The 26,274-nt window shown below is 61.1% G+C and carries 27 protein-coding genes; 11 read left to right on the forward strand and 16 right to left on the reverse strand.

Annotation, left to right across the window (positions count from 1 at the left end):
- Positions 1 to 92: 92 nt before the first annotated feature.
- The 3 genes from ppdK to DW189_RS03740 all read left to right on the forward strand — a co-directional run bounded on the left by ppdK (position 93) and on the right by DW189_RS03740 (position 4,332).
- Positions 93 to 2,822, forward strand: coding sequence for a pyruvate, phosphate dikinase (gene ppdK, locus DW189_RS03730; RefSeq protein ID WP_117506923.1), 2,730 nt, complete (start codon positions 93 to 95; stop codon positions 2,820 to 2,822).
- Positions 2,823 to 3,010: 188 nt separating this feature from the next.
- Positions 3,011 to 3,499, forward strand: coding sequence for an outer membrane beta-barrel protein (locus DW189_RS03735; protein WP_022332850.1), 489 nt, complete (start codon positions 3,011 to 3,013; stop codon positions 3,497 to 3,499).
- A gap of 302 nt (positions 3,500 to 3,801) precedes the next feature.
- Positions 3,802 to 4,332 carry an outer membrane beta-barrel protein gene (locus tag DW189_RS03740; RefSeq protein ID WP_055211021.1) on the forward strand — a complete coding sequence of 177 codons (531 nt, stop codon included), beginning with the start codon at positions 3,802 to 3,804 and terminating at the stop codon, positions 4,330 to 4,332.
- 293 nt (positions 4,333 to 4,625) lie between these two features.
- On the opposite strand, the gene def is transcribed toward DW189_RS03740, so the two are convergent.
- The 8 genes from def to DW189_RS03780 form a co-directional block, all read right to left on the reverse strand.
- Positions 4,626 to 5,171 (reverse strand): peptide deformylase, encoded by a 546-nt coding sequence (gene def, locus DW189_RS03745; RefSeq protein WP_018694945.1) that lies wholly within the window; start codon positions 5,169 to 5,171, stop codon positions 4,626 to 4,628.
- Positions 5,168 to 5,581 carry a Holliday junction resolvase RuvX gene (gene ruvX / locus DW189_RS03750; protein WP_018694944.1) on the reverse strand — a complete coding sequence of 138 codons (414 nt, stop codon included), beginning with the start codon at positions 5,579 to 5,581 and terminating at the stop codon, positions 5,168 to 5,170. Before ruvX ends, def begins: the two co-directional genes overlap by 4 nt.
- Before the next feature lie 3 nt (positions 5,582 to 5,584).
- Positions 5,585 to 5,746 carry a hypothetical protein gene (locus DW189_RS14365; protein ID WP_156326287.1) on the reverse strand — a complete coding sequence of 54 codons (162 nt, stop codon included), beginning with the start codon at positions 5,744 to 5,746 and terminating at the stop codon, positions 5,585 to 5,587.
- 10 nt (positions 5,747 to 5,756) lie between these two features.
- Positions 5,757 to 7,301 carry a glycine--tRNA ligase gene (locus tag DW189_RS03755; RefSeq protein ID WP_117506924.1) on the reverse strand — a complete coding sequence of 515 codons (1,545 nt, stop codon included), beginning with the start codon at positions 7,299 to 7,301 and terminating at the stop codon, positions 5,757 to 5,759.
- Between the two features lie 416 nt (positions 7,302 to 7,717).
- The gene (locus DW189_RS03765) at positions 7,718 to 8,350 is read right to left on the reverse strand and encodes a RadC family protein (RefSeq protein WP_022332847.1); all 633 of its coding nucleotides are present in this window, start codon (positions 8,348 to 8,350) and stop codon (positions 7,718 to 7,720) included.
- 147 nt (positions 8,351 to 8,497) lie between these two features.
- A complete protein-coding gene (rnc, locus tag DW189_RS03770; RefSeq protein ID WP_117506925.1) occupies positions 8,498 to 9,196 on the reverse strand; it encodes a ribonuclease III in 699 nt (232 codons plus the stop codon).
- Between the two features lie 97 nt (positions 9,197 to 9,293).
- Positions 9,294 to 10,541 (reverse strand): beta-ketoacyl-ACP synthase II, encoded by a 1,248-nt coding sequence (fabF, locus tag DW189_RS03775; protein WP_117506926.1) that lies wholly within the window; start codon positions 10,539 to 10,541, stop codon positions 9,294 to 9,296.
- 42 nt (positions 10,542 to 10,583) lie between these two features.
- Positions 10,584 to 10,820: an acyl carrier protein gene (locus tag DW189_RS03780; protein ID WP_018694937.1), complete on the reverse strand. Its 237-nt coding sequence runs from the start codon at positions 10,818 to 10,820 to the stop codon at positions 10,584 to 10,586.
- A gap of 178 nt (positions 10,821 to 10,998) precedes the next feature.
- On the opposite strand from DW189_RS03780, the gene pepE reads away from it, so the two are divergent.
- The 4 genes from pepE (at position 10,999) to DW189_RS03800 (ending at position 14,327) form a co-directional block, all read left to right on the forward strand.
- On the forward strand, positions 10,999 to 11,700 hold the full coding sequence (gene pepE / locus DW189_RS03785; RefSeq protein ID WP_117506927.1) for a dipeptidase PepE: 702 nt from the start codon (positions 10,999 to 11,001) through the stop codon (positions 11,698 to 11,700).
- 53 nt (positions 11,701 to 11,753) lie between these two features.
- A complete protein-coding gene (locus tag DW189_RS03790; protein ID WP_117506928.1) occupies positions 11,754 to 12,596 on the forward strand; it encodes a prephenate dehydrogenase in 843 nt (280 codons plus the stop codon).
- 5 nt (positions 12,597 to 12,601) lie between these two features.
- A complete protein-coding gene (locus tag DW189_RS03795) occupies positions 12,602 to 12,967 on the forward strand; it encodes a YraN family protein (protein ID WP_022332842.1) in 366 nt (121 codons plus the stop codon).
- Between the two features lie 133 nt (positions 12,968 to 13,100).
- Positions 13,101 to 14,327 (forward strand): 3-deoxy-D-manno-octulosonic acid transferase, encoded by a 1,227-nt coding sequence (locus DW189_RS03800; protein WP_018694933.1) that lies wholly within the window; start codon positions 13,101 to 13,103, stop codon positions 14,325 to 14,327.
- A 171-nt stretch (positions 14,328 to 14,498) separates the two neighbouring features.
- Here the strand turns inward: DW189_RS03800 and DW189_RS03805 are convergent, their stop codons facing one another.
- On the reverse strand, positions 14,499 to 15,788 hold the full coding sequence (locus DW189_RS03805) for a histidine-type phosphatase (protein ID WP_174760547.1): 1,290 nt from the start codon (positions 15,786 to 15,788) through the stop codon (positions 14,499 to 14,501).
- Positions 15,782 to 17,068 carry a serine dehydratase subunit alpha family protein gene (locus DW189_RS03810; RefSeq protein ID WP_117506930.1) on the reverse strand — a complete coding sequence of 429 codons (1,287 nt, stop codon included), beginning with the start codon at positions 17,066 to 17,068 and terminating at the stop codon, positions 15,782 to 15,784. Before DW189_RS03810 ends, DW189_RS03805 begins: the two co-directional genes overlap by 7 nt.
- A gap of 73 nt (positions 17,069 to 17,141) precedes the next feature.
- Between DW189_RS03810 and DW189_RS03815 the strand changes: the two genes are divergently transcribed.
- On the forward strand, positions 17,142 to 17,699 hold the full coding sequence (locus DW189_RS03815) for an NUDIX hydrolase (protein WP_117506931.1): 558 nt from the start codon (positions 17,142 to 17,144) through the stop codon (positions 17,697 to 17,699).
- A 137-nt stretch (positions 17,700 to 17,836) separates the two neighbouring features.
- Positions 17,837 to 18,508 carry a DUF421 domain-containing protein gene (locus tag DW189_RS03820; protein ID WP_018694929.1) on the forward strand — a complete coding sequence of 224 codons (672 nt, stop codon included), beginning with the start codon at positions 17,837 to 17,839 and terminating at the stop codon, positions 18,506 to 18,508.
- Between the two features lie 184 nt (positions 18,509 to 18,692).
- Here the strand turns inward: DW189_RS03820 and DW189_RS03825 are convergent, their stop codons facing one another.
- On the reverse strand, positions 18,693 to 19,379 hold the full coding sequence (locus DW189_RS03825) for a SagB/ThcOx family dehydrogenase (RefSeq protein WP_117506932.1): 687 nt from the start codon (positions 19,377 to 19,379) through the stop codon (positions 18,693 to 18,695).
- A gap of 88 nt (positions 19,380 to 19,467) precedes the next feature.
- Here DW189_RS03825 and DW189_RS03830 point away from each other — a divergent pair, with 88 nt between their 5' ends.
- Positions 19,468 to 20,556 (forward strand): 4Fe-4S dicluster domain-containing protein, encoded by a 1,089-nt coding sequence (locus tag DW189_RS03830; RefSeq protein WP_117506933.1) that lies wholly within the window; start codon positions 19,468 to 19,470, stop codon positions 20,554 to 20,556.
- 13 nt (positions 20,557 to 20,569) lie between these two features.
- On the forward strand, positions 20,570 to 21,241 hold the full coding sequence (locus tag DW189_RS03835; protein ID WP_117506934.1) for a GNAT family N-acetyltransferase: 672 nt from the start codon (positions 20,570 to 20,572) through the stop codon (positions 21,239 to 21,241).
- Positions 21,242 to 21,412: 171 nt separating this feature from the next.
- Here DW189_RS03835 and DW189_RS03840 read toward each other — a convergent pair whose 3' ends face one another.
- The 5 genes from DW189_RS03840 to DW189_RS03860 form a co-directional block, all read right to left on the reverse strand.
- Positions 21,413 to 22,594: a transglutaminase-like domain-containing protein gene (locus tag DW189_RS03840; protein WP_022332835.1), complete on the reverse strand. Its 1,182-nt coding sequence runs from the start codon at positions 22,592 to 22,594 to the stop codon at positions 21,413 to 21,415.
- Complete coding sequence (locus DW189_RS03845; protein WP_117506935.1) at positions 22,591 to 23,325, reverse strand: copper homeostasis protein CutC; 735 nt, start codon at positions 23,323 to 23,325, stop codon at positions 22,591 to 22,593. The genes DW189_RS03840 and DW189_RS03845 overlap by 4 nt, the downstream gene beginning before the upstream one ends.
- Before the next feature lie 132 nt (positions 23,326 to 23,457).
- Complete coding sequence (locus DW189_RS03850; protein WP_117506936.1) at positions 23,458 to 24,039, reverse strand: lactate utilization protein C; 582 nt, start codon at positions 24,037 to 24,039, stop codon at positions 23,458 to 23,460.
- Complete coding sequence (locus tag DW189_RS03855; protein ID WP_117506937.1) at positions 24,032 to 25,423, reverse strand: lactate utilization protein B; 1,392 nt, start codon at positions 25,421 to 25,423, stop codon at positions 24,032 to 24,034. The genes DW189_RS03850 and DW189_RS03855 overlap by 8 nt, the downstream gene beginning before the upstream one ends.
- Positions 25,420 to 26,160: a (Fe-S)-binding protein gene (locus DW189_RS03860; protein WP_117506938.1), complete on the reverse strand. Its 741-nt coding sequence runs from the start codon at positions 26,158 to 26,160 to the stop codon at positions 25,420 to 25,422. Before DW189_RS03860 ends, DW189_RS03855 begins: the two co-directional genes overlap by 4 nt.
- Positions 26,161 to 26,274: the final 114 nt, after the last annotated feature.

Raw genomic sequence — 26,274 nt, forward strand, 5'->3', positions numbered from 1 at the left:
AGGAATGTCACCGCAATTTTCGTCTGTGAAAAGCGGCAAGTTGACAAAAAATTTATAAATTTATATACCAATTAAATTAACCAAGAAAAATTATGGCAGACGTTAAACGAGTCTATACCTTCGGCAACAAGGAAGCCGAAGGCAACGGCAAAATGCGTGAGCTGCTCGGCGGCAAGGGTGCGAACCTCGCGGAGATGAACCTCATCGGCATCCCCGTCCCCCCGGGCTTCACGATCACCACGGAAGTATGTTCCGAATATTACGCCCACGGCAAGGAGGCCGTAATCCAGATGCTCCGTCCCGAAGTGGAGAAGGCGATGAAAAATATCGAAAAGCTCACCGGGATGAAATTCGGCGACAAGGAGATGCCGCTGCTGGTGTCGGTACGCTCGGGTGCCCGCGCTTCGATGCCCGGCATGATGGACACGATCCTCAACCTGGGTATGAACGACCAGGCCGTGGAAGCCGTCGCCAAGCGTACGGGCAACCCCCGTTTCGCATGGGACTCGTACCGCCGTTTCGTACAGATGTACGGCGACGTGGTGCTGGGCATGAAACCCGAATCGAAAGAAGACCACGACCCGTTCGAGGTACTCATCGAGGAGCAGAAGCACAAGCGCGGCGTGAAGAACGACACCGACCTGACGACCGACGACCTGAAGGAGCTGGTCAGGAACTTCAAGGCTGCCGTCAAGAAGCAGACCGGCGAGGATTTCCCGGCATGCCCGTGGGATCAGCTCTGGGGCGCCGTATGCGCCGTATTCGGTTCGTGGATGAACGACCGCGCCATCCTCTACCGCAAGCTCAACAACATCCCCGCCGAGTGGGGAACGGCCGTGACCGTTCAGGCCATGGTATTCGGCAACATGGGCAGCAACTCGGCGACGGGCGTAGCCTTCTCGCGCGACGCCGCGACGGGTGAAAACCTCTTCAACGGCGAATACCTCATCAATGCCCAGGGCGAGGACGTCGTGGCCGGCATCCGCACCCCGCAGCAGATCACCCTCGAAGGGTCGAAGCGCTGGGCGGCCGCACAGAACATCTCCGAGGAAGACCGCCGCACGAAATACCCCTCGCTCGAAGAGGTCATGCCGGTGGTTTACAAGGAACTCGATGAGATCCAGCACCACCTGGAGCAGTATTTCAAGGACATGCAGGACATCGAGTTCACGATCCAGGACGGCAAGTTGTGGATGCTCCAGTGCCGCAACGGCAAACGCACCGGCGCGGCCATGGTCAAGATCGCGATGGACATGCTCCGCGAAGGGCTGATCGACGAACGCACGGCCGTGCTTCGCTGCGAGCCCGCGAAGCTCGACGAGCTGCTCCACCCCGTATTCGACAAGAAGGCCATCACCAATGCACAGGTCATCACCAAGGGCCTTCCCGCATCGCCGGGCGCCGCGACGGGCCCCGTGGTATTCTTCGCCGAAGATGCCGAGAAAACCCTCGCCCAAACCGGTCAGAAAGCGATCCTCGTGCGCATCGAAACTTCGCCCGAAGACCTCAAGGGCATGCTCGACGCCGCCGGCATCCTCACCGCCCGCGGCGGTATGACCTCGCATGCGGCCGTCGTCGCACGCGGCATGGGCAAGTGCTGCGTATCGGGCGCCGGGGAGCTGGAGATAGACTATAAAACCCGCACGATCAAAGTCAACGGCTTCACCGTCAAGGAGGGCGACTGGATCTCGCTCAACGGTTCGACGGGCGAAGTTTACCTGGGACAGGTAGCCACGATGGCCGCCGACCTGAGCGGAGACTTCGGCCAGCTGATGGAACTGGCAGGCAAATACGCCGTGCTGAAAGTCCGCGCCAACGCCGACACGCCGAAGGATGCCGCACAGGCATTCGGATTCGGCGCCGAGGGCATCGGCCTCTGCCGCACGGAGCACATGTTCTTCGAGGGCGACCGCATCAAGGCTTTCCGCGAGATGATCCTCGCCGACGACGAGGCCGGACGCCGCGTGGCACTGGCCAAGTTGCTGCCCATCCAGCGCAGCGACTTCGAAGGCCTGTTCAAGGCCATGAACGGCTTCCCCGTGACCGTCCGCCTGCTCGACCCGCCCCTGCACGAATTCGTGCCGCACGACGAGAAAGGCCAGAAGGAGATGGCCCGGGAGATGGACGTACCTCTCCAGAAGATCGTCGCCAAGGTCGAGTCGCTGGCCGAGTTCAACCCCATGCTGGGACACCGCGGCTGCCGCCTGGGCAACACCTACCCCGAGATCACCGAGATGCAGGCACGCGCCATCATCGAGGCGGCCATGAATGTCCGTGCGCAGGGCATCCCCGTGCACGTCGAGATCATGGTTCCGCTCGTGGGCAACCACAAGGAGCTGCGCTACCAGAAAGGCATCATCGACTCGACGGCCGAACAGGTATTCTCGGAGCGCAACGACAAGATCGACTACATGGTCGGCACGATGATCGAGGTTCCCCGCGCAGCCGTGACCGCCCACCAAATTGCCGAGGTCGCCGAGTTCTTCTCGTTCGGCACCAACGACCTGACGCAGATGACGCTGGGCTTCTCGCGCGACGACATCGGCAAGTTCCTGCCGATCTACCTCGACAAGGGCATCCTGAAGAACGACCCGTTCCAGATCCTCGACCAGAACGGCGTGGGACAGCTGATCCGCGAGGCCGTATTCAAGGGCCGCGGCAAGCGCCCGATGCTCAAGTGCGGCATCTGCGGCGAGCACGGCGGCGAACCTTCGTCGGTCGAATTCTGCCACTACGCGGGCCTGAACTACGTGAGCTGCTCGCCGTTCCGCGTGCCCATCGCACGCCTGGCGGCCGCCCACGCAGCCCTCAAGGAGAAATAAGCCTTCACCCGGCAACCGCCGGAACACCCATACCAGCGAAAGCCTGCGGCGTGCATGCCGCGGGCTTTCGTTTTTAGCGACAAAAAAGTCCGGTTCGTTGAAAAATTTTTGCCGTGGCGGATAAGTTTTGTATATTTGTTCTGGCAAACAGTATTATTCGCAACTTTTGTTAAATTAAAGCAACAGACATGAAAAAGATTTTTCTTACGGTGATCGTCGTGCTTTTAGCAGTAACGACGGTTTCGGCACAGTACAAGGGCGACTGGGGAGTTGGCCCCAAAATCGGGGTATACACGAATGCGGGTGCCGACGGAGCCATCTTCGGTATCGGTGCGGCCGGACAGTACAGCATCACCGACAACTGGCGTGTAGCTCCCAGTATCCTGGCCCTTTGCAAGACGGATTGCTCGGTGGATATCAGCGCCGACGTACAATACCTGTTCAACATCGCCCCCGACTGGCATATCTATCCGCTGGCAGGTATCAGCGCCAACGACATCGGCGACTGGTCGTGCGGTATCAACCTCGGCGGCGGCGCGGACTTCTCGATCACCCGCAACTGGGACGTTTCGGCCGGCTTCAAATGGATGATCCAGACCGCCAAGGATTATGTACCCGGCTTTGTGAAGCGCAGGAACCCCATCGTTATCAATATCGGCGCGACGTACAGGTTTTAAGCCCCATCCCGAGAGGAAACAAAATCCCGGCACTTACGAATAAGTGCCGGGATTTTTCATGTCCGCAACCCCGATCCCGGCTATCCCGTGCCGGCTGAATAGCTTCCGCCGGATACAGGAAGCGACGGCGGAAGTTGCAAAAGTGTGATCCGCAAAATCCGAAAAACACATATCACGGCACGAGTGTTGTACGTCGTTCAGGCGACAAGGCAGTGCATCGGAGAGGTCGTCCCCAGTCGGGATGGGATCCTGTGACTAATTGACAACCACTTGATTATTCATATAAAATTAAACTGAAAGCCATGAAAAAAATTCTTCTGATCGCAACCGCGGCATTGTTTGCCTGGACGGCGTCCGCCCAGGACAACAACTACCGCAACACCCGTGACAACAACCGCAATGCGGCCCAGGCAGGCAATTACCGCAGCACGCCGGACAATTACCGCAGCGCCGTGGGCCCGCGCGTGAACTTCTATACCAATACGGGCGACGCTTCCGTCGGGATCGGTGCCTACTACCGGTACAGTTTCGATTCCCACTGGCGTATCGAACCGTCGATCTATGTCCTGACGGAAAAGGACAGTTCGGTCGACATCAATTTCGACGCCCACTACGTATTCCGCATCGCCGACTGGTGGGGCGTCTATCCCCAGGTGGGCGTTGTCGCCAATGACATCAAGGACTGGGCATTCGGCATGAGCGTCGGCGGTGGTTTCGACTTCAACGTCGCGCGCCGCTGGAACATCTCCGCAGGTCTGAAATACGAGCCCATGTTCGACAGCGGCCGCAGCAATCCGCTCGTCGTCTTCGTAGGCGCAGCATACAGGTTCTGACAAGAGCAGTTACCGACGTAGAAGGGTCTGCCAGACAAGTCCGTTATTTACGATTTCACCCCCGCCAGAGCAATCTCGGCAGGGGTGAATTGTTTTGAGGAACTTGTCAGGCAGCCTTTCCCGTTTCGTCATGCGGCAAAACCGCCGGCTCCCCGGGGCTGTGCCGCTGCGAGGCAGCAGCCGGGACGAACGTCCCGTTTGCCATGGCAAGGCCGGAACAGCTTTCCCGCCGGACGCAACCTGCTGCACAGGCGACAGGCCGATCCCGCGGACGCATGGCCCCGGCATACGGGTTATTTGGTCTTATACGCGCAGCGGTATTTGCCCTTTGCCAGGTTCATCAGCTTTCCTTTCAGCAGGTTGCGGCGCAGGGGCGAAATCCGGTCGGTGAAGACGATGCCCTCGATGTGGTCGTATTCGTGCTGGATGACCCAGGCCTTCAGCCCGTGGAACTCTTCGTCGTGCTCGACGAAATCCTCGTCCATATAACGCATCCGGATCGCCAGCGAGCGGGGCACGTCAGCATGGATGCCGGGGAACGAGAGGCATCCCTCGTTGTAGGTCTTCTTTTCCTCCGACAAGGCATAAATCTCGGGGTTGATAAAGGCGCGCTTGTAGTCGGCGCACTCCGGGTCGTCCTCGCCCCAGGGTGTGCAATCGACGATAAAAAGGCGGATATTCTTGCCGATCTGCGGTGCTGCCAGCCCGACGCCCTCGGCTTCGCCGAGCGTCAGGAACATGTCTTCCACGAGTTTCTTCACCTCGGGATAATCGGGCGTGATCCGCTCGCAGGGCTTGCGCAGCACGTCCGAACCATAAATTACTATCGGATAAATCATTTGTTAAACTCCATATAACTCTGTAAAATAATCGTGGCCGAGATCTTGTCCACCAGCGCCTTGTCCCGGCGCGCCATCTTGCCGATACCGCTTTCGAGCATCGTGCGGTGCGCCATCACCGAGGTGAAACGCTCGTCGTGGAAGACGACCTCCTTGTCGGGCCAGGCCTTCCGCAGGCGCACGGCCAGCGGCTCGATGAAACGCCACGTTTCCGAAGGCGTGCCGTCCATGCGCGAGGGCTTTCCCACCACGATGGTACTAACGTCCTCCGAGGCGAAATATTTTGCCAGCCACGCCTCAAGTCCCTTCGTATCGACCGTATCGAGCCCCCCGGCGATCAGACGCAGCGGATCGCTCACGGCAATCCCCGTGCGCTTCGTCCCGTAGTCTATGGCAAGTATCCGTCCCACGCACTAAAGGTTCGGGCCGGATTCGCCGCCCATATAACAGTAGTTCCTCAGCAGCCAGCCGGCCAGCATTCCGGCCGCCAGGCAAAGCAGCAGCGCCCACCAGGGGAAACGCCGTTTTTCACCCTCGACGATGCTGTCGGAATCGAAAATATTGAACCGGCCCATAATCGCCCCGCTACAGGTTCATTTTCCGGAACAGCTTGCGGTACGAGCACTCCTCTTCGACGAGCGAAGGCAGCGACTCGATCATGACGCGCTCCTGCTCCATCGTATCGCGGTGGCGCACCGTCACGGTGCCGTCCTCGAGCGTCTGCCCGTCGACGGTCACGCAGAACGGCGTACCGATGGCATCCTGGCGGCGGTAGCGCTTGCCGACGGAATCCTTCTCGTCGTAAACGACGTTGTAATCGTATTTGAGGTCGTCGACGATCCGCTGCGCCACCTCGGGCATGCCGTCTTTCTTCACCAGCGGCAGCACGGCCACCTTCACGGGCGCCAGCGCAGCCGGCAAACGGAGCACGACGCGCGAATCGCCGCCATCGAGCTGCTCCTCGGTGTAAGCCGCCGACATTACCTGCAGGAACATGCGGTCGACACCGATCGAGGTCTCGACGACATAGGGTACATAGCTCTCGCCTGTTTCCGGGTCGAAATACTGGATCTTCTTGCCCGAGAATTTCTGGTGGTTGCCCAGGTCGAAATCCGTACGCGAATGGATGCCCTCGACCTCCTTGAAACCGAACGGGAAGTTGTATTCGATGTCGGTCGCGGCATTGGCATAGTGCGCCAGTTTGTCGTGGTCGTGGAAACGGTAGCGGTCGTCGCCGAAGCCCAGTGCACGGTGCCAGGCCATACGGGTCTCCTTCCACTGCTGCCACCACTTCATCTCCTCGCCGGGGCGTACGAAGAACTGCATCTCCATCTGCTCGAATTCGCGCATACGGAAGATGAACTGGCGGGCCACGATCTCGTTGCGGAACGCCTTTCCGATCTGCGCGATTCCGAACGGCAGTTTCATGCGGCCGGTCTTCTGCACGTTCAGGAAATTGACGAAGATACCCTGTGCCGTCTCGGGACGCAGGTAGATCGTATTGGCACCCTCGGACGTCGAGCCCATCTGGGTCGAGAACATCAGGTTGAACTGGCGCACCTCCGTCCAGTTGCGCGTACCCGAAATCGGGCACACGATCTCGCAGTCGACGATGATCTGACGCAGTTCATTCAGGTCATTGGCGTTCTGGGCGGCCACGAAACGCTTGTGCACCTCGTCGCGCTTGGCGAGGGTTTCGGCCACACGGGGCGAAGTCTCGCGGTACTTCTCCTCGTCGAACGACTCCCCGAAGCGCTTGCGGGCCTTCTCGACCTCTTTTTCGACCTTTTCATCCTGCTTGGCCAGCCAGTCTTCGATCAGCACGTCAGCGCGGTAACGCTTCTTCGAGTCCTTGTTGTCGATCAGCGGGTCGTTGAACGCACCGACATGGCCCGAAGCCTCCCACGTGCGGGGATGCATGAAGATCGCGGCATCCAGCCCCACGATATTCTCGTGCAGCTTGACCATCGAATCCCACCAATAACGCTTGATGTTATTCTTCAGCTCCACGCCGTTCTGGCCGTAGTCGTAGACGGCGCCGAGCCCGTCGTATATCTCGCTCGAGGGGAATACGAACCCGTACTCCTTGCAGTGCGCCACTAGTTTTTTGAAAAGTTCTTCCTGCGTCATTTTATCTTGTTTTTAAATTATTTTCCAAATTACAAAAGTACAAAATAATTGGGAACTACGTTTTTCCGTAGCGAATTTATTTCTATATTTGCCACGGCGGCCTGCCATGGGCCGCCGACATAAGAGACAAAAAAAGTGCATCGGCTTTTTTCTTCCGGCAGAAAATTGGACACTTTCCCGGACGGTAAGGAACGAAGGTTGATGCTCTCGCTGTTTTTCAGCGCGGGCATATTCTACCATTCTACCGTTCGGGTCGTCCAATACCTCTGCCGTGGATGTAGGATCGAGTCCGCGCTTTTGCGTCCCGCCCCGACGAAACGACCCAAACAAATGACGGGAACGATGAAACTTCTGATTGCGCTCATTGCCATCGCTATCATAGCAATATGCGGCAATGCCGGAAGTAAGAAATAGTGCTACACCAGCCCGGCGCGCAGGAACGAGAAATCGCCTTCGCGCGCTATGATTATGTGATCCAACAGCCGGATGTCGAACAACGCCGCAGCCTGTGCGACACGCTCGGTGAGCACCTTGTCCTGCGGACTGGGCGCCGCAGCCCCCGAAGGGTGGTTGTGAATCAGCACCAGCTGTGTGGCGAGCAGTTCCAACGCCCGTTTAACAACCAGCCTATGGTCGACGACCGTTCCCTGCACCCCGCCCTGGCTTATGCGCTGGCGCTCGATGATGCGGTTGGAAGAGGTGAGGTAAACCGCCCAACACTCCTCATAGGCAAGCGTTTCCAGCTGCGGGCGGAACAGCGCCACCACGTCGTCGCTCGTCGCAATGACATCCGCCTCCGCAGCCCGCGACGCCGCGACGCGGCGGCCGAACTCGGCGGCAGCAAGCAGCAGGCGGGCACGCCTGAGCCCCAACCCGCCGACCATCCGCAGGCGGGCTGCATCTTCCGACCCGATACGCGCGAGCGCCCCTCCGCAGGCCGCAAGCAACGCCCCGGCCGTCTGTTCGTCATCGGTCAGCACGGCCAGCAACTCCGCATCGCTGAGGGATTCGACGCCCCTCGCCGTCATCTTATCGGTAATCGTCTTCATAGGGAAAATATCAGGCAGGAAATCGGGTCTATATCGCGCAGTATGCGGAAAAGTTATCGGTCACAAAATCGAGCCGCATATCGTAAGCATCCGGCCGGCCCAGGGCATCAGCCGGGCTTTCCGCCGGCACCGGATTATAACCGAAAGTTATTGCGTCAGCCGGTCGACCCTGTCCAGCAGCGACGCGCACTGCTCGTCGGTCATGTACTCCGCCACGGAGAATGCGGCATGCTGCTCGGCCTCTTTCTTCGATTCGCCCGAGCCGTGCCCCACCTCTATGCCGTCGACCAGCACCGTGGAGTAAAATACGGGGTGGTTCGAGGAGTACTCCTTGTCGTTACCCGTGCGGAATACGATCTTGAGGTGGTTTTTCTGGCACCACTCGATCAGCCGGCTCTTGAAGTCGGTCTCCGACTCGGTCAGTTCGTCGAGGTTCAGGGCCTGGAAATAAATCCGGTTGATCAGCAGCCGGTTGGTGAACTCATACCCCTGGTCGAGGTAGACGGCACCTATCATCGCCTCGAAGGCATCGCCGTAGATATGCTTCTGGCTGATGCTCGTACTGGCGTTCGAGATGACATGCCGATCCAGGCCGATTTTCACGGCCAACTCGTTGAGCGACTGCCTCGACACGATCTTCGACCGCAGCTGCGTGAGGAACCCCTCGTCCCGGTCGGGATACTCGATGAAAAGGTAGTCCGAGGTAACGGCCTCTATCACGGCGTCGCCCAGGAATTCGAGCCGCTCGTTGTTGATCGGGCGCCCGTCCTCCAGAACCAAAGAAGCTGACTTGTGAATCAAAGCCAGCTTGTAAAGTTCGATGTTGTTCGGGATAAACCCGAACATATCATCGACAACCTTATAATACGCCTTATCCCGCCCGAAATTCCTTCTAAGGGGGCGCAGTATGAAATCGAACACGGCCCGGACGGTTTTAGGGTAATCAGATCTTACGGAAAATGACCGTGGAGTTATGTCCGCCGAAACCGAACGTATTGCTCAGGGCACACCTCACTTCGCGCTTCTGCGCCTTGTTCAGCGTGAGGTTCAGGTTCGGGTCGATCTCCGGGTCGAGGTTGTCGCAGTTGATGGTCGGGGGAACCACGCCGTGCGTGATGGCGAAGATGCAGGCCAGGGCCTCGGCAGCTCCGGCAGCACCCAGCAGGTGACCGGTCATCGACTTGGTGGAAGAGATATTGACGTTATAAACGTGGTCGCCCAACACACCGGCGACAGCCTTCAGTTCGGGGATGTCGCCCGCGGGGGTCGAGGTACCGTGGACATTCACATAATCGATATCTTCGGGTTTGATGCCGGCGTCCTTGATGGCGTCGCGCATCGACTTCATGGCACCCTTTCCTTCGGGATGGGGGGCGGTGAAGTGGTAAGCGTCGGCAGAAGCGCCGCCGCCGATGATCTCGCAGTAGATCTTGGCACCGCGGGCCTTGGCATGTTCATACTCCTCGAAGATCAGGGCACCGGCGCCTTCGCCGATCACAAAACCGTCGCGATCCTTGTCGAACGGACGCGAAGCGTGCTGCGGGTCGTCGTTGCGCGTGGAGAGCGCCTGCATGGAGTTGAACCCGCCGACACTCGGCTCGTTGACCGCAGCTTCGGAGCCTCCGGCCACCATCACGTCGGCCTTCCCGTAGCGGATGGCGTCGAACGCGGCGATCATACCGTGGTTCGAAGATGCGCACGCAGACACCGTGCAGTAGTTCGGCCCCATGAAGCCGTACTTCATGGAGATGAAGCCGGCAGCGATGTCGGAGATCATGCGGGGAATAAAGAACGGGCTAAACCGCGGGGTTCCATCCCCTGCGGCCCAGCCCAGACACTCATCGAAGAAAGATTTGATTCCTCCGATGCCCGAACTCCAGATCACACCCACCTGCTCCTTGTCGACGGCCTCGAGGTCGAGCGCCGAATCCTCGACGGCCTGCGTGGCCGCGATCAGGGCATACTGGGTGAAAAGGTCGTACTTGCGTACTTCCTTACGGTCGAAATAGAGGTTCGAGTCGTAATTCTTTACTTCACAAGCAAACTTCGTCTTAAACTTCTCTGCATCGAAATGAGTAATCGGTGCGGCACCGCTGACTCCCTTCTCCAAATTCGAAAAATACTCTTCAATATTATTACCGAGCGGGTTGATCGTACCGATGCCCGTAACAACTACTCTTCTTTCTGTCATAAATTTAAGGCTATAAGAGGCTGTGAAAGCTCTTTTTATAAATTATTTCTTGTGCTCTTCGATATACTTGATAGCGTCGCCAACGGTAGCGATCTTCTCAGCGTCCTCGTCCGGAATCTGGATATCGAAAGCCTTCTCGAACTCCATGATCAATTCTACGGTGTCGAGCGAATCAGCACCCAGATGGTTGGTGAAGCTTGCTTCGGGTACAACCTCCGATTCCTTGACACCCAGTTTGTCGACGATGATCTCGACAACTTTTGATTGAACTTCTGACATAATTTTAATTTTTTAGTTAAACAATTATTTGGAAATAGTTCTTTCGTATTTCCGGGGTAATTTTGCGCAAAAGTAACACTTTTTTTATTACTTTTGACAAAACAGACCTTTTTTTTATTCACAACTTTTTCGACATTTAGCACATTTTTCAAATTAAACGATTCAAAACCATAGGCTTATGAAATTGCTTCTGATCTCGAATTCGACCAACGCCGGAGAGGAATACCTCCGCTATCCGATGCCCGAAATCGGGCGTTTCCTGCAGGGCGTCAGCGAAATCGTATTCGTCCCCTATGCCGCCGTGACATTTTCCTACGCCGAGTACGAAAAAAAGGTGCAGGCACGCTTCTCGGAGCTGGGTATCCGCGTGCGCTCGGTACACCGGGCCAAAGACCCCGCGCGCATGGTACGCGAGGCGGAAGCCCTGTGCGTCGGGGGCGGCAACACCTTCGCGCTGGCAAAAAAGATGCAGGAGCAGGGGCTTATGGCTGCCATCCTGCGTAAAATCAAGGCCGGGACTCCCTATGTCGGCTGGTCGGCGGGCAGCAACGTGGCATGTCCCACCATCTGCACCACAAACGACATGCCCATCGTCGAGCCGCAGTCGTTCAGGGCTGTCGGAGCCGTAAAGTTCCAGATAAACCCCCACTACCTCGACGCCAACCCCGAGGGGCACGCCGGAGAGACGCGCGAGCAGCGCATCCTAGAATACATCGAGGCCAACCCGCGGCGCTGGGTCGCCGGGCTGCGCGAAGGGTGCATGCTCTGCCATGCGGAGGGGAAACTCGAACTGATCGGCAAGCGCCCGATGCGCATGTTCCGCAAGGGCATGGAGCCCTTCGAAGTACAACCGGGCAGCGACCTGTCGTTCCTGCTCTGATCCCCGGCCGGAAGCGCTTCTGGCCGTAATCAAAAATATTTATATAAATAGGTATGAAAGTTCTGATAGCGGGCATGGGCCTCATAGGAGGCTCTTTTGCCCTCGCGTTGCGCGACCGCGGCATGGCGGACGAAATACTCGGTGTCGAGAGTTCGGAGGGTAACGCCGCCGAGGCACTGCGGCTCGGGCTGGCCGACCGCATCGTGGCGTTCGAAGAGGGCATCCCACAGGCCGACCTCGTGGTGCTGGCCACCCCTGTCGATACAATTCCCCTGATGGCCGTAAAAGCCCTCAACCGCGTAAACGGCAGCCAGGTGGTGATGGATTTGGGTTCCATCAAGGCCGAATTGTGCGAGGTTATCTCGATGCACGCCCGCCGCGGGCGCTTCGTAGCCGTCCATCCGATGTGGGGCACCGAATACAGCGGGCCGCGCGCTGCACAGCACGGCGCCTTCACGGGGCGCAACGTCGTATTGTGCGAAGTGGAGCGGAGCGACCCCGACGCGCTGGCGATGGCCGAGCGGATCTTCCGCACGCTGGAGGCGCCCGCCGTCTACATGGACGCCGAGGAGCACGACCTGCATGCGGCCTACGTGTCGCACATCTCCCACATCACCTCGTTCGCGCTGGCGCTGACCGTGCTCGAGAAGGAACGCGAGGAGCGGCACATCTTCGACCTGGCGGGCGGCGGGTTCGAGAGCACCGTGCGGCTGGCCAAGAGCTCGGCCGCCACGTGGGTGCCGATCATGCTGCGCAACAAATACAACCTGCTGGACGTGCTGCGCGAGCATATCCACCAGTTGCAGATCATGCGCAGGATGATCGAGCGCGACGACGCCGAAGGGCTGAAGGCCGCCTTCGACCGGGCCAACTCGATCCAGCGCATCATCCACTGACAGGCATGAGTACGACGGCCGAAACGGGACGTGCGGGCGAACGGGCCGCGGCGGAATACCTCCGCCGTGCGGGGTATGAAATCTGCGCCCTCAACTGGCGCAGCGGCCGCTACGAACTGGACATCGTGGCCCGCAAGGCGGGGATCGTGCATTTCGTGGAGGTCAAGACCCGCAGGGCCGGCTCCCTGACGCCGCCCGAGGCTGCCGTCACGCCGCAGAAGTTCCGCGCACTGACGCGGGCGGCCGTGCGTTACCTGGCCGCAACGGGCGGGCAGGACGAGGCGCAGTTCGACCTGGCGGCCGTGGACGTGATGCCCGACGGGCACATGGAGGTACGCCTGGTGGAGCAGGCGATGGAATACAACTGGTAATTTTGCATTTCCGACAAATTATACTACCTTTGTCGCACTGAAAATGAAAGCCCTGCGTACAGGGCCGGAAAACCCGGGCCCGCCCGGCGAACGTTAACGTATAGTATTTCAACACCGCAAACCGTAAACACCGATGTGGTTATATAATTTCGGTCTGACACTCTATGTGTGGCTCATCCGGCTGGTCGCACCGAGGCATCCGAAGGCACGGCTATGGATAGACGGGCGCAAAGACCTCTATAAACGCATGGCCGAGACCATCGACCCGACCGACCGCATCGTCTGGGTGCACGTCGCGTCGCTCGGCGAATTCGAACAGGGGCGGCCCATCATCGAACGCATCCGCAAGACCCATCCCGAATACAAGATCCTGCTCACGTTCTTCTCGCCCTCGGGCTACGAAGTCCGCAAGAATTACCAGGGCGTGGATTACATCTTCTACCTGCCGATCGACACGCCGCGCAACGCCCGCCGGTTCCTCGATGCGGCGCATCCCGAAATCGCAATCTTCGTAAAATACGAATTCTGGCTTAACCTGCTGCGCGACCTGCGCCGCCGCAAGGTGCGCACCTATATCGTCTCGGCCATCTTCCGCCGCAACTCGATCTTCTTCCGCCCCTACGGCGGCATGTGGAGGCAGGCGCTGGAGTCCTTCGACGTGATGTTCGTGCAGAACGAGGAGTCGAAAAAGCTGCTGGCCGGGCTGGGCTTCGACAACGTGATCGTAGCGGGCGACACGCGTTTCGACCGCGTGGCCGAAATCGCCGCCGCAGCCAAACATATCGACATCATCGACCGGTTCAAGGGGGACAAACGCCTCTTCGTGGCGGGTTCGACCTGGAACCCGGACGAAGAGCTGCTGATCCGACTGATAAACGACAACCCCGACGTGAAATTCATCGTGGCACCGCACGAGATGGACGAAGGCCGCATGGCACGCCTCGCGGCCGAGGCCAAGGGCGGGACGCTCCGCTACACGCAGTGCACGCCCCACACGGCTTACGGGTCGAAGCAACTGCTGATCCTCGACACGGTGGGGATCCTGGCGTCGGTCTACGGCTACGCGACGTGGAGCTATATCGGCGGCGGGTTCGGTGTGGGGATACACAACACGCTCGAAGCGGCGACATTCGGGCTTCCGGTGGCATTCGGCCCCAACTACGCGAAATTCAAGGAGGCACGCGACCTGGTGACGCTCGGCGCCGCCCGTTCGGTGAAAAACTACGACGAACTGCGCACGTGGTTCATCCCCTTGCGCGACAACGAGGATTTCCTGCTGAAAACAAGCCGTATAGCCAAAGACTACACCACCCGTCACCAGGGTGCCACGAACATCATCGTCAAGACCATCTTCCATTAGCCGTCCCCAAAGAGGGGACTATCGGCGTCCACCCCGGAAAGGCCGCGGAAAAGATTGCCCGACAAGCCGGTTAAAAAATCACCCTCGTCAGAGATGCTTCTGACGAGGGTGATTTTAATTCCGAGAACCGGCGGGCAGCCCCTTTATTTTTATGCCCGGCACCGGGGCATGTCATTCATAGAGCGACTTGCAGTAGTCGCGCAGGGTCTCCCAGGGATAATAGGGGCCACCGCCGACCGGCAGTTCGGCATCGCGCTCGTTGTGCAGCACCCGCACCCGCACGTCGCCGGTCTCGGGGTTGCGGAAGAAGATGAACTGCACGTTGGTCGCCATGGGCGATACGCGGTGTATCTGCCACACCCCGGCAGCTTCCTCGGCCGTCCATACGCGCCCGGAAGCCTCCCTGACGCCCAGGAGCGCCACCAGCGGAATGACGTTCACGTCGTGGCCGAAACGCAGCGAAGCCGAGAGGTTCTCCTCCCCCGCGACGACCCGTTCGGCAGTCTCCACGATATTGCGCAACAGGGGCTTGGCATCGGCGATGATCGGGTCGCCGAAACGCTTCGACGGGCCGAACATCACGTAGCGGCGGAAATTCTCGGCTTCCCAGGCGGCGTATATCTCCTCCTCGGTGAAGAGGTCGTAGAGCGAGATGCCCAGGTATTCGACGTCCTGCATGATGGCGGCCTGCGCCAACAGCTGGTTCATCAGTTTCGCCGGCCTTTTCACCTCGCGTTCCACGAAGGCGGGGTCGGAGAAGAGCGACGCCATCAGACGGGCGGGATGCGTGCGGGCATCCTGCAGGCTGTCGGCCACGGCACCGGATGCCTTTCGCTGGGAATTCAACCCTGCGCCGTTGCTCATATAAGGGATGTAGCGCTGGCTCGATTCGCGGGTCATCCGGATTTCGGGGTTCAGCTCCTTGAGACGCTCGTTGAAGGCCGCCATGCTCAGGATGCAGCGCGGCACGAGCGTCGAACGGCTCTGGACAAAGCATTCGCGGCCGTCCTCGGTCGAAAAGACCTCGGGATAGGCCTTATACATGCGTTCGGCGATGCCCCGGTGTTCCGCCACGCCGCGGGGCGAGAGGTCGCCGTAACGATCCCGGGCATCGGCTGCGATGACTTCGACCTTAGCCAGCAGGTCGCGCCCTTTGGGGGTCAGCACCCCGGCCGAGTCGGCTTTGCGCAGGATCCCCAGCGGCTCGGCATAGATCTTTTCCGAAGTATGCCAACGGCTGCCGTGGCGGCCATAGTGGCTGATGTAAAAGGGAACATAGCCCTTCGGGGCGGGTACGGCGGGGCCGGGCAGGTACTCGTACGAGTGGTAAATCCCGCCCGCGCGTTCGGGCATGGCGGCGATCTGCTCACGGGCGGTCTGGGCCGTGGCGCCCCAGAGGCCGAGCAGCAGGAACGCCGCAAAGAGCCTCATTTTCATGGTCAGTTTATTCATAGTCAGCATTTATGTGTCATTATTCCCAGTACGACCCTGTCGGTCTCGTTCATGCCGTCGCGGCCGATGGCCGTGAGGTTGCGGATGCACTTGTCGACATCCTCTTCGATGATTCCCTCGACGGGCGTCACGCAATGGCCGTCCATCGCCATCATGGCCGAGATCACGGCGGTCGAGACGCCGCTCGTGAGCTTCATGGAGCAACTCGGCTTGGCTCCGTCACAAATCATGCCCGTAAGGTTGGCGATCATGTTTTTCACCGCCGCCGCGACCTGCCCGTAGTCGCCGCCCATCAGGTAGGTAATGCCGCAGCTCGACCCCGTGGCGGCCACCACGCAGCCGCACAGGGCCGACAGGCGGCCGAGGCTCTGCTTGATATAGATCACCGTGAGGTGGCTCAGCACCAGCGCACGGATCGTCTGCTCCTCGGTGGCGGCGGTCTGCTCGGCGTAGACCACCACGGGAAGCGTCGCCGCGATGCCCTGGTTGCCGCTTCCCGAGTTGCTCATCACGGGGATCATCGCCCCGGCCATGCGGGCGTCGCACGCCGCGGAGGTGTAGGACAGTATCCGCGAGAAAATGCTGTCGCCCATAATCTTCCGTTCGCGCTCGCAACGGAGCGTACGCCCTACGCAGTGGCCGAACTCCCCGGCGAAAGCCTGCTCGGCGGCGGCCTTGTTCAGGCGGCGTGTTTCGAGGATGAAGCGCAGTTCGTCGAGGGGCGCCGTCGTGGCGAACTCCCACACGCGGTGCAGCGTGAGGGGTACTTCGCCCCCATCCTCTTCGGCCGCCGAGGCCGTACGTTTGTCGAGCGTCACCTCGCCGTCGCGCTCGAGGTATACGAACGAGGTATGGCCGCCCGCGATCACCGCCGTGGCACAGTGCCCGGCGCCCCGGGCCTCGACCTCGATATAGAGTTTCTCGGCGATACCCTGCTTCAGGTCGATACATACGCGCTTTTCGTCGATATACCGGCGGCCCTGCGCAACGGCTTCGGGCGTCACATCGCGCAGCACTTCCAGCCGGTACTCCGAACGGCCGACGAGCGCCCCGAGCGCCACGGCGATCGGCAGGCCGATCATCCCCGTACCGGGGATCCCAACGCCCATGGCGTTTTTGAGGATATTGGCGCTCAGGCGCACGGCGACCTTTTCGGGACGCGAGCCGAGCAGTTCGGCGGCACGCGCCGTGCACAGCGCCACGGCGATGGGTTCGGTACACCCGATGGCGGGCACCACTTCGCGGTTGATGAGGGCGATAATACGCTTTCGTTCGTTCTGGGACAACATGGATGTTTTTTTTCGGATGTTACAAAGATAACTATTTTTCGCTATTTTTGCATCCGACAAGTAAGACGCCGCCATGGAAAATCCGAAAAAACGCAACTGGAAAGTTCTCACCAGCGAATACCTCGCCCGCAAACCCTGGTTTACGGTACGCCACGAGAGCATCGAACTGCCCGATGGGCGCCTCATACCCGACTACTACGTCTTCGAATATCCCGACTGGGTGAACGTCATCGCCATTACGAAAGAGGGGAAATTCGTCTTTATCGACCAATACCGCCACGGGCTGGGCGAAACGGACTATGAAATCCCGGCGGGCGTGGCCGAGCCCGACGATGCCTCGATGCTGGCCGCGGCACAGCGCGAACTGGCCGAGGAGACGGGGTACGGCGGCGGCCAGTGGCGCGAGCTAATGGTCGTGGCGCCCAACCCCTCGACGCAGAACAACCTGACGTACTGCTACCTGGCGACGGGCGTGGAACGCCTGAGCGAACAGCACCTCGATGCTACGGAGGACATCCGCGTACATCTGTTCTCGGGCGCCGAGGTTCGCGAGCTGCTCGAAAGCGGCCGCATCCGGCAGGCGCTGATGGCCGCACCCCTGTGGCGTTACGCCGCGGAATACGGCCTTTAGCCCCCGAGGAAGGCGGCCGGAGATACGGCCGTACCACGCTATTCGCAGGACGGGCTCCTCACCGCCCGGGCAGGTTTTTCCGGATTTGCGCGGAATTTGCAGGCTGAGGGGAAACGGAAAAATAAAACCTGCACACCATGTATCTATCCATCGCCATCAAACTGCTGGTCGGAATGCTGGGCGTGATCTTTTTCCTGCGCATATCGGGGAAGACCCAGATGGCACAGCTCACACCCCTCGATTCGGTAAACTCGTTCGTACTCGGGGCGCTGGTCGGCGGCGTAATCTACAACCCCGACACCCCGGTATGGTATCTGGTATTCGCCTTCGCGGTGTGGACGGCGGCCAACGTCTCGCTGCGCTACCTGATGCGCTTCCACCGCATCCGCAGGGCGATCAAGGGCGACTCGGTGATGCTCGTCCGCGACCGCCGGCTGGTGATGCGCGAATTCCGCCGCAACGGGCTCGAAATGGAACAGTTCCGCACCATGCTGCGCGAAAACGGCATCTTCTCGATGTTCGACGTCGACGACGTGCGTTTCGAAACCAACGGACGGATAACCATATCGCGCCGCAACGAACCGCCAGAATCGTACCTGCTCGTCAACGGGGGCAAGGTCATGGAAGACGCACTCGAACGCAGCGGCAAGGGCAAGCGGTGGCTCCTGCGCCACCTCCGGCAGGCGGGATACCCCGATGCGGAAAAACTTTTCTGCGTGGAGTGGACACCGGGACGCGGATTCTATATCGTCCCGCTGGAGGAACCCGACGGCCGGGATGCGGCAAAGGAGACGCTTTCGGCAGACTAAGGACGGAACAGCCGGAAACGGTCTTCAGGACAACACCGGGGAACGCGCCCGGGACAACCCGGGCGAAAGGCCGTGACCGAACCAAAGCCGGGGCGCGCCATCCGACCGGCCTTAGCCGCATCTGCGGACAAATAAAAAAGGGACGGCCTAAAAGCCGTCCCTTTTCCATTCCAGGGGCACACCGCTATTTGCCCACCGTCTGCACCAGCGCAAGGAAGTAGCGGCCGGGGTCAAGGCCGAGGGTCTCGAGCAGCTCGGCCTCGGGGGCACTGCCGCGCGTGATCGACTTCAGGCCATGGCCCGCGGTGTAGAGGTTGACGTTTTCGGCATAGCCCGCGGCATCCTGCCCGCAAAGGTAGCGGACATGCCCGGCAGGAATATTCTTACCTTCATAGACCGACATGTCGGCCACATAAGCCAGGTTGAGCGGCGCCGTGAACACGAACGGCTGTGCCCCTGCGACGCTCCGGCGGTCGCCTTCCGCCACACGCACCAGTTTCTGCCCCTTGGCATCGTAACGGTAAACGCCCTCGGGGAAAAACGCATAAATGCGGATGGGATACAACGCCAGTGCCGAAGGTGCCGTGAGCCGTCCGTCCTGCGGGCGGTTGATGCCGCCGGCCGCCCACATCACGCCCGACAACTCCTCGAGCGAAAGGGCTTCGGGAGCATATTCACGCGAGGAGCGGCGGTTCTGCAACGCTTCGTTGACCGTCATGCCCGATTTCGGGTCGGGCTTCAGGAGTGCGATCTCCGGCCCGTGCTTCACCGCGGTCTTCGTTTCGGGGGTCTGTGCCTGCTCCCCGGCCGTCTGCGTGCCGCCGCATGACGCAAGCAGCAAGGCCGCACATGCAAAAATCTTCATAGTCATCTCTTCTCAATTTTACAGGTTTCCGGACAAATATAAAAATTCAGCCGGAAAAACGCTATCTTTACACCGAAAAAAATCTGCCGGGAACATGAAAACGACAAGCATTTACACCCTCTTTTTCTCGCCTACCGGGACATCGCGGAAAATCGCCGCGGCCGTGGCGCAGGGGATGACAGAAACGGAAGGGACAGCCACAGAAGAGTCCGCCGGACACAACGCGGACGCAGCGCAGGCACCCTCTTCCGGGCAAGTCCCGGGAGCGGGCTCCGCAGCGGCGGCGGCACCGGAACCTGCCGCCGGAAACAGGGGCGAAACGAAAAGCATGCACGGGGAACCGACAGTCACGGCCATCGACCTGACCCATCCCGCCGGGTACCCCGCCCCGCTGCCGGGCGAAGCCGTCGCCATATTCGCCGTGCCGGTTTACGGAGGGCACGTGGCGCCCGCAGCCCTGGAACGCCTGCGGGAGATCCGCGGCGAAGGCACCCCGGCCGTCGTCCTGGCCGTCTACGGCAACCGCTCGTTCGGCACGGCCGTCGCAGAACTCGCCTCGTTCGTCGCGGGACGGGGATTCGTGCCCGTAGCGGCAGGGGCATTCGTCGGCGAGCATTCGTACAGCACACCCGAAACCCCGATCGCACAGGGACGCCCCGACGCACGGGATCTGGCTGCCGCCACGGCATTCGGGGCTCAGGTGCGCGAAAAATTAGCGAAAACAAGGCCTTCCCCTGGCAGGAACCCGGAAACGGCATCCGACACCGCAGCAACCACCCGGGCAACCCAAACCGGCAGCATGGATGCAGCCAAGGCCCCCGCAACGGGCGCCCTTGTCCCCATCGACCCCACGAAACTGCGCGAACCGCGTACGCCGCTCCTCCCGAAGCTGCGCTTCATCCGGTTCGTACTGGGATACCGCCGCCGGCAGAAACGCCACCCCGTCGTCCTGCTGCCCGAGGGAGATGCCGCACGCTGCACGCAATGCGGCCGCTGCGTCGCACTGTGCCCCACGCAGGCCATCGCACGCGGCGACGAGCTGCACACCGACCCGGCACGCTGCATCCGCTGCTGCGCCTGCGTGAAAGGGTGCGCCTTCGGTGCCCGCACATTCCGCACGCCTTTTGCAGCAGCCCTCGCCCGGAACTTCACGCGGCGGAAACCGCCCGTAACCTTATTATAACCCTTATTGCAACATGATCGAACACCTCACACAACCCTCGCCCGCAGAGCTGGACGCACTGACCGCCCTCTGGGAGGCCTCCGTGCGGGCGACGCACGATTTCCTCAGCGAGGAGGACATCCCCTTCTTCCGGCAGATGGTTCGCAACGAAGCGCTTCCGGCCGTAGACCTGTATGTCATACGGGACACCGACGACAGGACAGACCGGGCCTGCGGGTCTGGCGGGACAGACGGGACAGACGGGGCGGACGGGAACAGGGGATCGACCGCGACAGGCCAAACGGGCGAAACAGGACGCGACAGCCGGACAAACGAGTTCGGCGGGTTCACCGCCTTCGCAGGCGTCGCCGGCGATATGCTCGAAATGCTGTTCGTCGCCCCCGGAATGCGGGGCAAGGGATTCGGCCGGCAACTCGTGAACCACGTCACACGGCACTGCGGCGTGCGGCGGGTCGACGTCAACGAGCAGAACCCGCAGGCCGCGGGTTTCTACGAACGGATGGGATTCCGCACCGCCGGGCGCGACGCGACCGACCCGTCGGGCCGGCCCTACCCCATCCTGCATATGGAACTCGGACACGCCCCGCACACAGGGCTCGTACCGATTCCGAGCCTGCTGACCGACCGGATCGACATCGGCTTCCGGGCCGAAGTGTCCGGCACGGATACGGAAAAGCAGCCCTGACGGAAAGTGCTGTCCGACAAGCCCGGTTCTTACGATTTCACCCCCACCCGAGTTATCTCCGGCAGGGGTGATTTCCATTTTTGGGGAGCAGGCCGACAGCCCGTCCCGCACCATCGGCGGAGAAGCGGGAAAGGGTGGGATTCCCGGATGAAAAGGACGCAGCTAACGGCGCTATCGCATATATCCCGTAACGGTCAGCGGGGCATCGCCCACCTCGGCCGTGACCTCCGTCGTTTCGCCGCGGGCGTTCTCGTAGCGGAACGTATAGGACTTGCCTTTTTCCAGCAGGAACCTCAACGCATCGTTCATGTCCTGCCTCGGCCCGGCCGTACGGCCTCCGCCCATTTGCTCGGCACCGCAGAAGACATCGACATTGGCCGCCACGCGGGCGTCCGAGCGCCCTTCGTGCGCCGCACTGTCGTACATCACGAAAGTCACCGTCGTATGCCTTCCCTGCGCCACGAGGGCCTGTTCGTAGGATGCATAGAGGTCGCGGTAACGCTGCGAGACATCGACCCCGTGCACCTCACGCGAGTCCTCGCTCCACACCATCGGAAACCAGTCGCCGGTGGGCCGGAACGACACGGCGAAGATGCCGTGCGTACGGTCGTCGAGCGCCCGCCCGGCATCCGAAAGGAACCAGGCATGGTCGAGCCCCGAGGGGTAATATTCCGTGAAATACCAGCGGCCGCCGATCCATACCTCGACCCAGCTGTGGTTGCCGCGGTCGTCGTGCCACGCGGGAGTCCCGGCGAAACGCGCCGGGATTCCCGCCGCGCGCAGGGCGTCGACCAGCAGCACCGAAAGCCCCGTACAGGAGGCCATATGCTGCCGCATCGACTCGGCAGGGCTCTGGTTGGTCTTTTCGCGGGCGGTGTTGTACTCCACCCCGACGTCGGCCGCGATATTCCGGTTCACGGAGTCGATCGCCGCGCGGATGTCGCGGCAAAGCGCCACGCGCCGGGCGAAGCGCGGGTAGAAATCCGCCCGCCAGCTGTCGCGCACCTCGTCCACGGCGGCATAGGGCAGCACCTCGTTCAGGAAGACGGAATCGGGCAGCGCACGTGTCCACGGGTATTCGCGGCGGGCACGGTAGGCATATTCCACATTCTCGCGCAGCAGGTCGAGGCGCATCGTGTCGCGGTCGCCCCGGGGCATGTGAGCGATCAGAAAGGCCATCCCTTCGCGCTGCTCGCGCGGAGTTTGCCGCAGCAATTGCCGCAGGCTGTCGGCGCGCGGGCAGCCAGCCAGCGCGGCATCCAGCAGCGGTTCGTATCCGGCGGGGACACCGCAGCCGTAACGGCCGCAGGCACAGAGACACGCCCCCAGCAAAAGGAAGATGATGCGTTTCATGGTTCGAGCAGGGTAAGTATTTGTCGGATGAGCCGTTCGTCGGCACAAAGAAGATCGTATTCGGAAACATCGCCGCAGCCGCCCATCGAAACATGCGGGTTGCGGAAAACCATGCCGCCCGGACGCACGCTGCGGGCGCTGAAATGCACGGCATCGACGCCCGTGGCCGCCAGCTGCCGCACATTCGAGGGGTTGACGCCGCTGCCGGCCATCAGTTCGATGCGCCCGGCGGCCTGCGCCACCAACGCCCGCAGCGTGTCGATGCCTTCGACGGCCGTATTGCGGCCCCCCGAGGTCAGGATCCGGCGGCATCCGGCAGCCACCGCCGCTTCGAGCGCCTCCTCCAGGTCGCACGCCATGTCGAACGCCCGGTGGAAGGTGGTCTGCATCGGCCCCGCCTCGGCGACCAGGGCAGCCGTACGCTGCACGTCGACCCGCCCGTCGGGGGTGAGCACGCCGAAGACCACGCCGTCGGCGCCACATTCGCGGGCGAAGCGCACCTCTTCGAGCATTTGGCGGAATTCGGTATCGGAATAGAGGAAATCCCCGCCGCGGGGACGCACCATCACGCTGAGCTGCAACCCTCCGATACGGCGCGCCATACGGATGGCGGCAGCCGAAGGGGTCGTGCCGCCCTCGTAAGGGGAGGCACACAATTCCACGCGCGTGACACCCGCACGGCGGGCAGCCTCGCACACCTCGACGCTGTAGGCGCAAAGTTCGGTCGTCATACGGCAAAGGTAAAAAATCCGCACCGGAAAAACAAGCCTGCGAAAACGGCCGGCTGCCGCGGCAGAAAAAGGTACGGGAAATCCCGACCGGCACATGGCACACGGCGTACTCCCCGCTCCCGGGGCAGGCGGTCAGCGCAGCACGACGGTGACGGACATCGGCCCGTGGGCGCCGAACACCAGCGCCTGTTCGATGTCGGCCGTCTTCGAAGGGCCCGACATGAAACACCCGTAGGCGAAGTCCCCGACTTCGGGGCGCACGACGGCTTCGTGCATCGTATCGACCAGCGCATCGCGCGGGATGACGACCATCAGCGCCGTGGCGCCGAAATAGAGCGCCTTGTGGCGGATGTCCTGCGGGATCCACACGGCACCGTTCTCGGCGACACCGAACGCCCCCGAAACGACCCCCAGGTCTATGTCGACCAACTCGCGCGGGTCTTCGACCCGGTCGGGATTCACCGTGGCGACGGTCACTTCGGGCAATGCCGAAGCGACACTCTTCGCATCGGGGTAGCAGCGGCGTACGACCTCATCGAGCGTCGTTGCCCCGTCCAGCCATACGGCCTCGCCCCCAGCCGCCCGGAGCCGCTGGGCGAACATCGCCGCAGGGTCGTCGAAATGCTGGGGTTCGTAGCCGAAGTCGGGGTATGCGTATTCGGGCATTCCCGCCGCGGCGATCCGTTTCAGTATGTTTTCCTTGCTGTTATTCATCTTTACTCGTTTTTCCGGATTTTACCTCGCCCCGCTTCCACAGGGCATTGAACGTCTTGGGGGCAAACGGCGGCATGTCGCGGCCCGGGGCGCTCCACGGATTGGACCGGTTGTTGAGCACGGCGTGCGGGAGATGCTCCGCGACGCGGGCCAGCGCGATGCCGCCGTAGAATCGTCGTCGCCCTCCCATGATGAAGTCCATGCCTTTGACCGTCAGTTTCTTTACCGGGTCGGCCAGATGCATGGGCGCCAACTCCTGCCGCCATGCGTAAATCTGTTCCCCGAGGTCGATCATCGCCGGGCATACGTCCGAGCAGGAGTAGCACAGCGAGCAGGCCGAGACATTGCCGTGGTGGAGCTTCGGCGAACGCAGCATCGACAGGTTGATGCCCAGCGGCCCGGGGATGAAATAGGAGTAAGAATAGCCGCCCGAGCGCCGGTAGACGGGGCAGGTATTCATGCAGGCACCGCAACGCAGGCATTTGAGCATGTTGCGGTGCGCGGCATCGGCCAGCCACTCCGAGCGGCCGTTGTCCACGATCACGACGTGTATCCGTTTGCCTGGTGCAGGCTTGCGGTAGAGCGACGTGTAGGAGGTGACGGGCTGCCCCGTCCCCGAACGCGCCAAGAGGCGCGTGAAGACCGCCAGCGCCCGCATGTCGGGGATAACCTTCTCCAGCCCCATGATGGCGATATGCAGGTCGGGGAACGACGTTCCCATGTCGGCATTCCCCTCGTTGGTACAGACGGCCAGCGTCCCCGTGGAAGCCACGGCGAAGTTGACGCCCGTCATGGCGATGTCGGCGCCCAGGAATTTGGGCCGCAACTGGCGGCGAGCCTCGTGCGTCAGGTAGGTGGGATCGCTGTTGCCGTGCTCGGTGCCGAACTCGCGCTCGAAAAGCTCGCCGACCTCCTCACGGCGTACGCCGATGGCGGGCAGCACGATGTGGCTGGGCGGCAGCTCCAGCAACTGCATGATCCGCTCGCCCAGGTCGCTCTCGACGGCATCGACGCCCCGCTCGCGCAGGTAGGGCGTAAGCCCGCACTCCTCGGAGAGCATCGACTTGCTCTTGATGAGGTTCCGCCCGCCGTGCTCCTGCACCAGGCGCCACACCGTGGCGTTCATCTCGTCGGCATCGGCGGCCCAGTGCACCGCCATGCCGTTGGCCGTGGCGTTGCGTTCGAACTCTTCGAGGTAATGCCCCAGATGGCTCAGCGTATGGCGCTTGATCTCGGACGACATGCGCCGCAGGTCTTCCCATTCGGGCACCGTGCGTGCCATCTTGTCGCGCTTTTCGCGTACGGCGTAAAGCGCCTTGTCGTGCCACGCCGTGCGTTCGGCGTCGGCGATGAATTTCGCGGCGGCTTTGGAGTGGGTGCTCATAACTTCGAATTGAGGATTTCAACGGCATGGATGGTGCGGATCGGGAGTTTGTCGTGGTCGATAACCCCCTGCATGTGCATCAGGCACGAAGAGTCGGCACCCGTAATGTATTCGGCACCCGTAGCCATGTGGTCGCGCACCTTGTCGCGCCCCATGCAGACCGACACGGCGTTCTCCTCGACGGAGAACATGCCGCCGAAACCACAGCATTCATCGCGGCGCGACGGCTCGGCGATGTCGATGTCCCCGACCAGCGAGAGCAGGTCGCGCAGCTTCGACATATAGGGCACGTTCAGCTCGCTGGGCGATGACAGCCCCATTTTGCGCACCCCGTGGCAGGAGTTGTGCACGCTCACCCGGTGCGGGAAACGTGCATCCAGCTTCGCGGGCCGCACCACGTCGTGGATGAACTCGCAGATCTCCCAGATACGCGAATCGACACAAGCGTGCTCGCGGTAATTGTCCAACAACCGCGGATAGCCTTCGCGCACGAAAACCACGCAACTGGCCGAAGGCCCCACCACGTAGTCGTACTGCGCAAAAAGCGCATCCATATGTGCGGCCAGCGCCCGGGCGTCCTTCTCGAACCCGGCATTGGCCATCGGCTGCCCGCAGCAGGTCTGTCCGAGAGGGTAATCCACCTCGCAGCCCAGCCGCGAGAGCAGTTCGTACGACGCACGCCCCACCCCGGGGTAGACGGCGTTGATATAACAGGGTATGAACAATCCTACTTTCATGTTCGTCGGTTTAGTATGCTGTCGCGTATGCCCCAAAGATAGCGGATTTACGCGAAAATTGTCCTCCCCCGGGCCATTTGGGCTATAAAACGGATGTAACATGGCTAATAACCA

Origin of the sequence: Alistipes sp. AM16-43, assembly GCF_003435745.1 — a bacterium.
In the GTDB taxonomy this organism is placed as follows: domain Bacteria; phylum Bacteroidota; class Bacteroidia; order Bacteroidales; family Rikenellaceae; genus Alistipes; species Alistipes onderdonkii.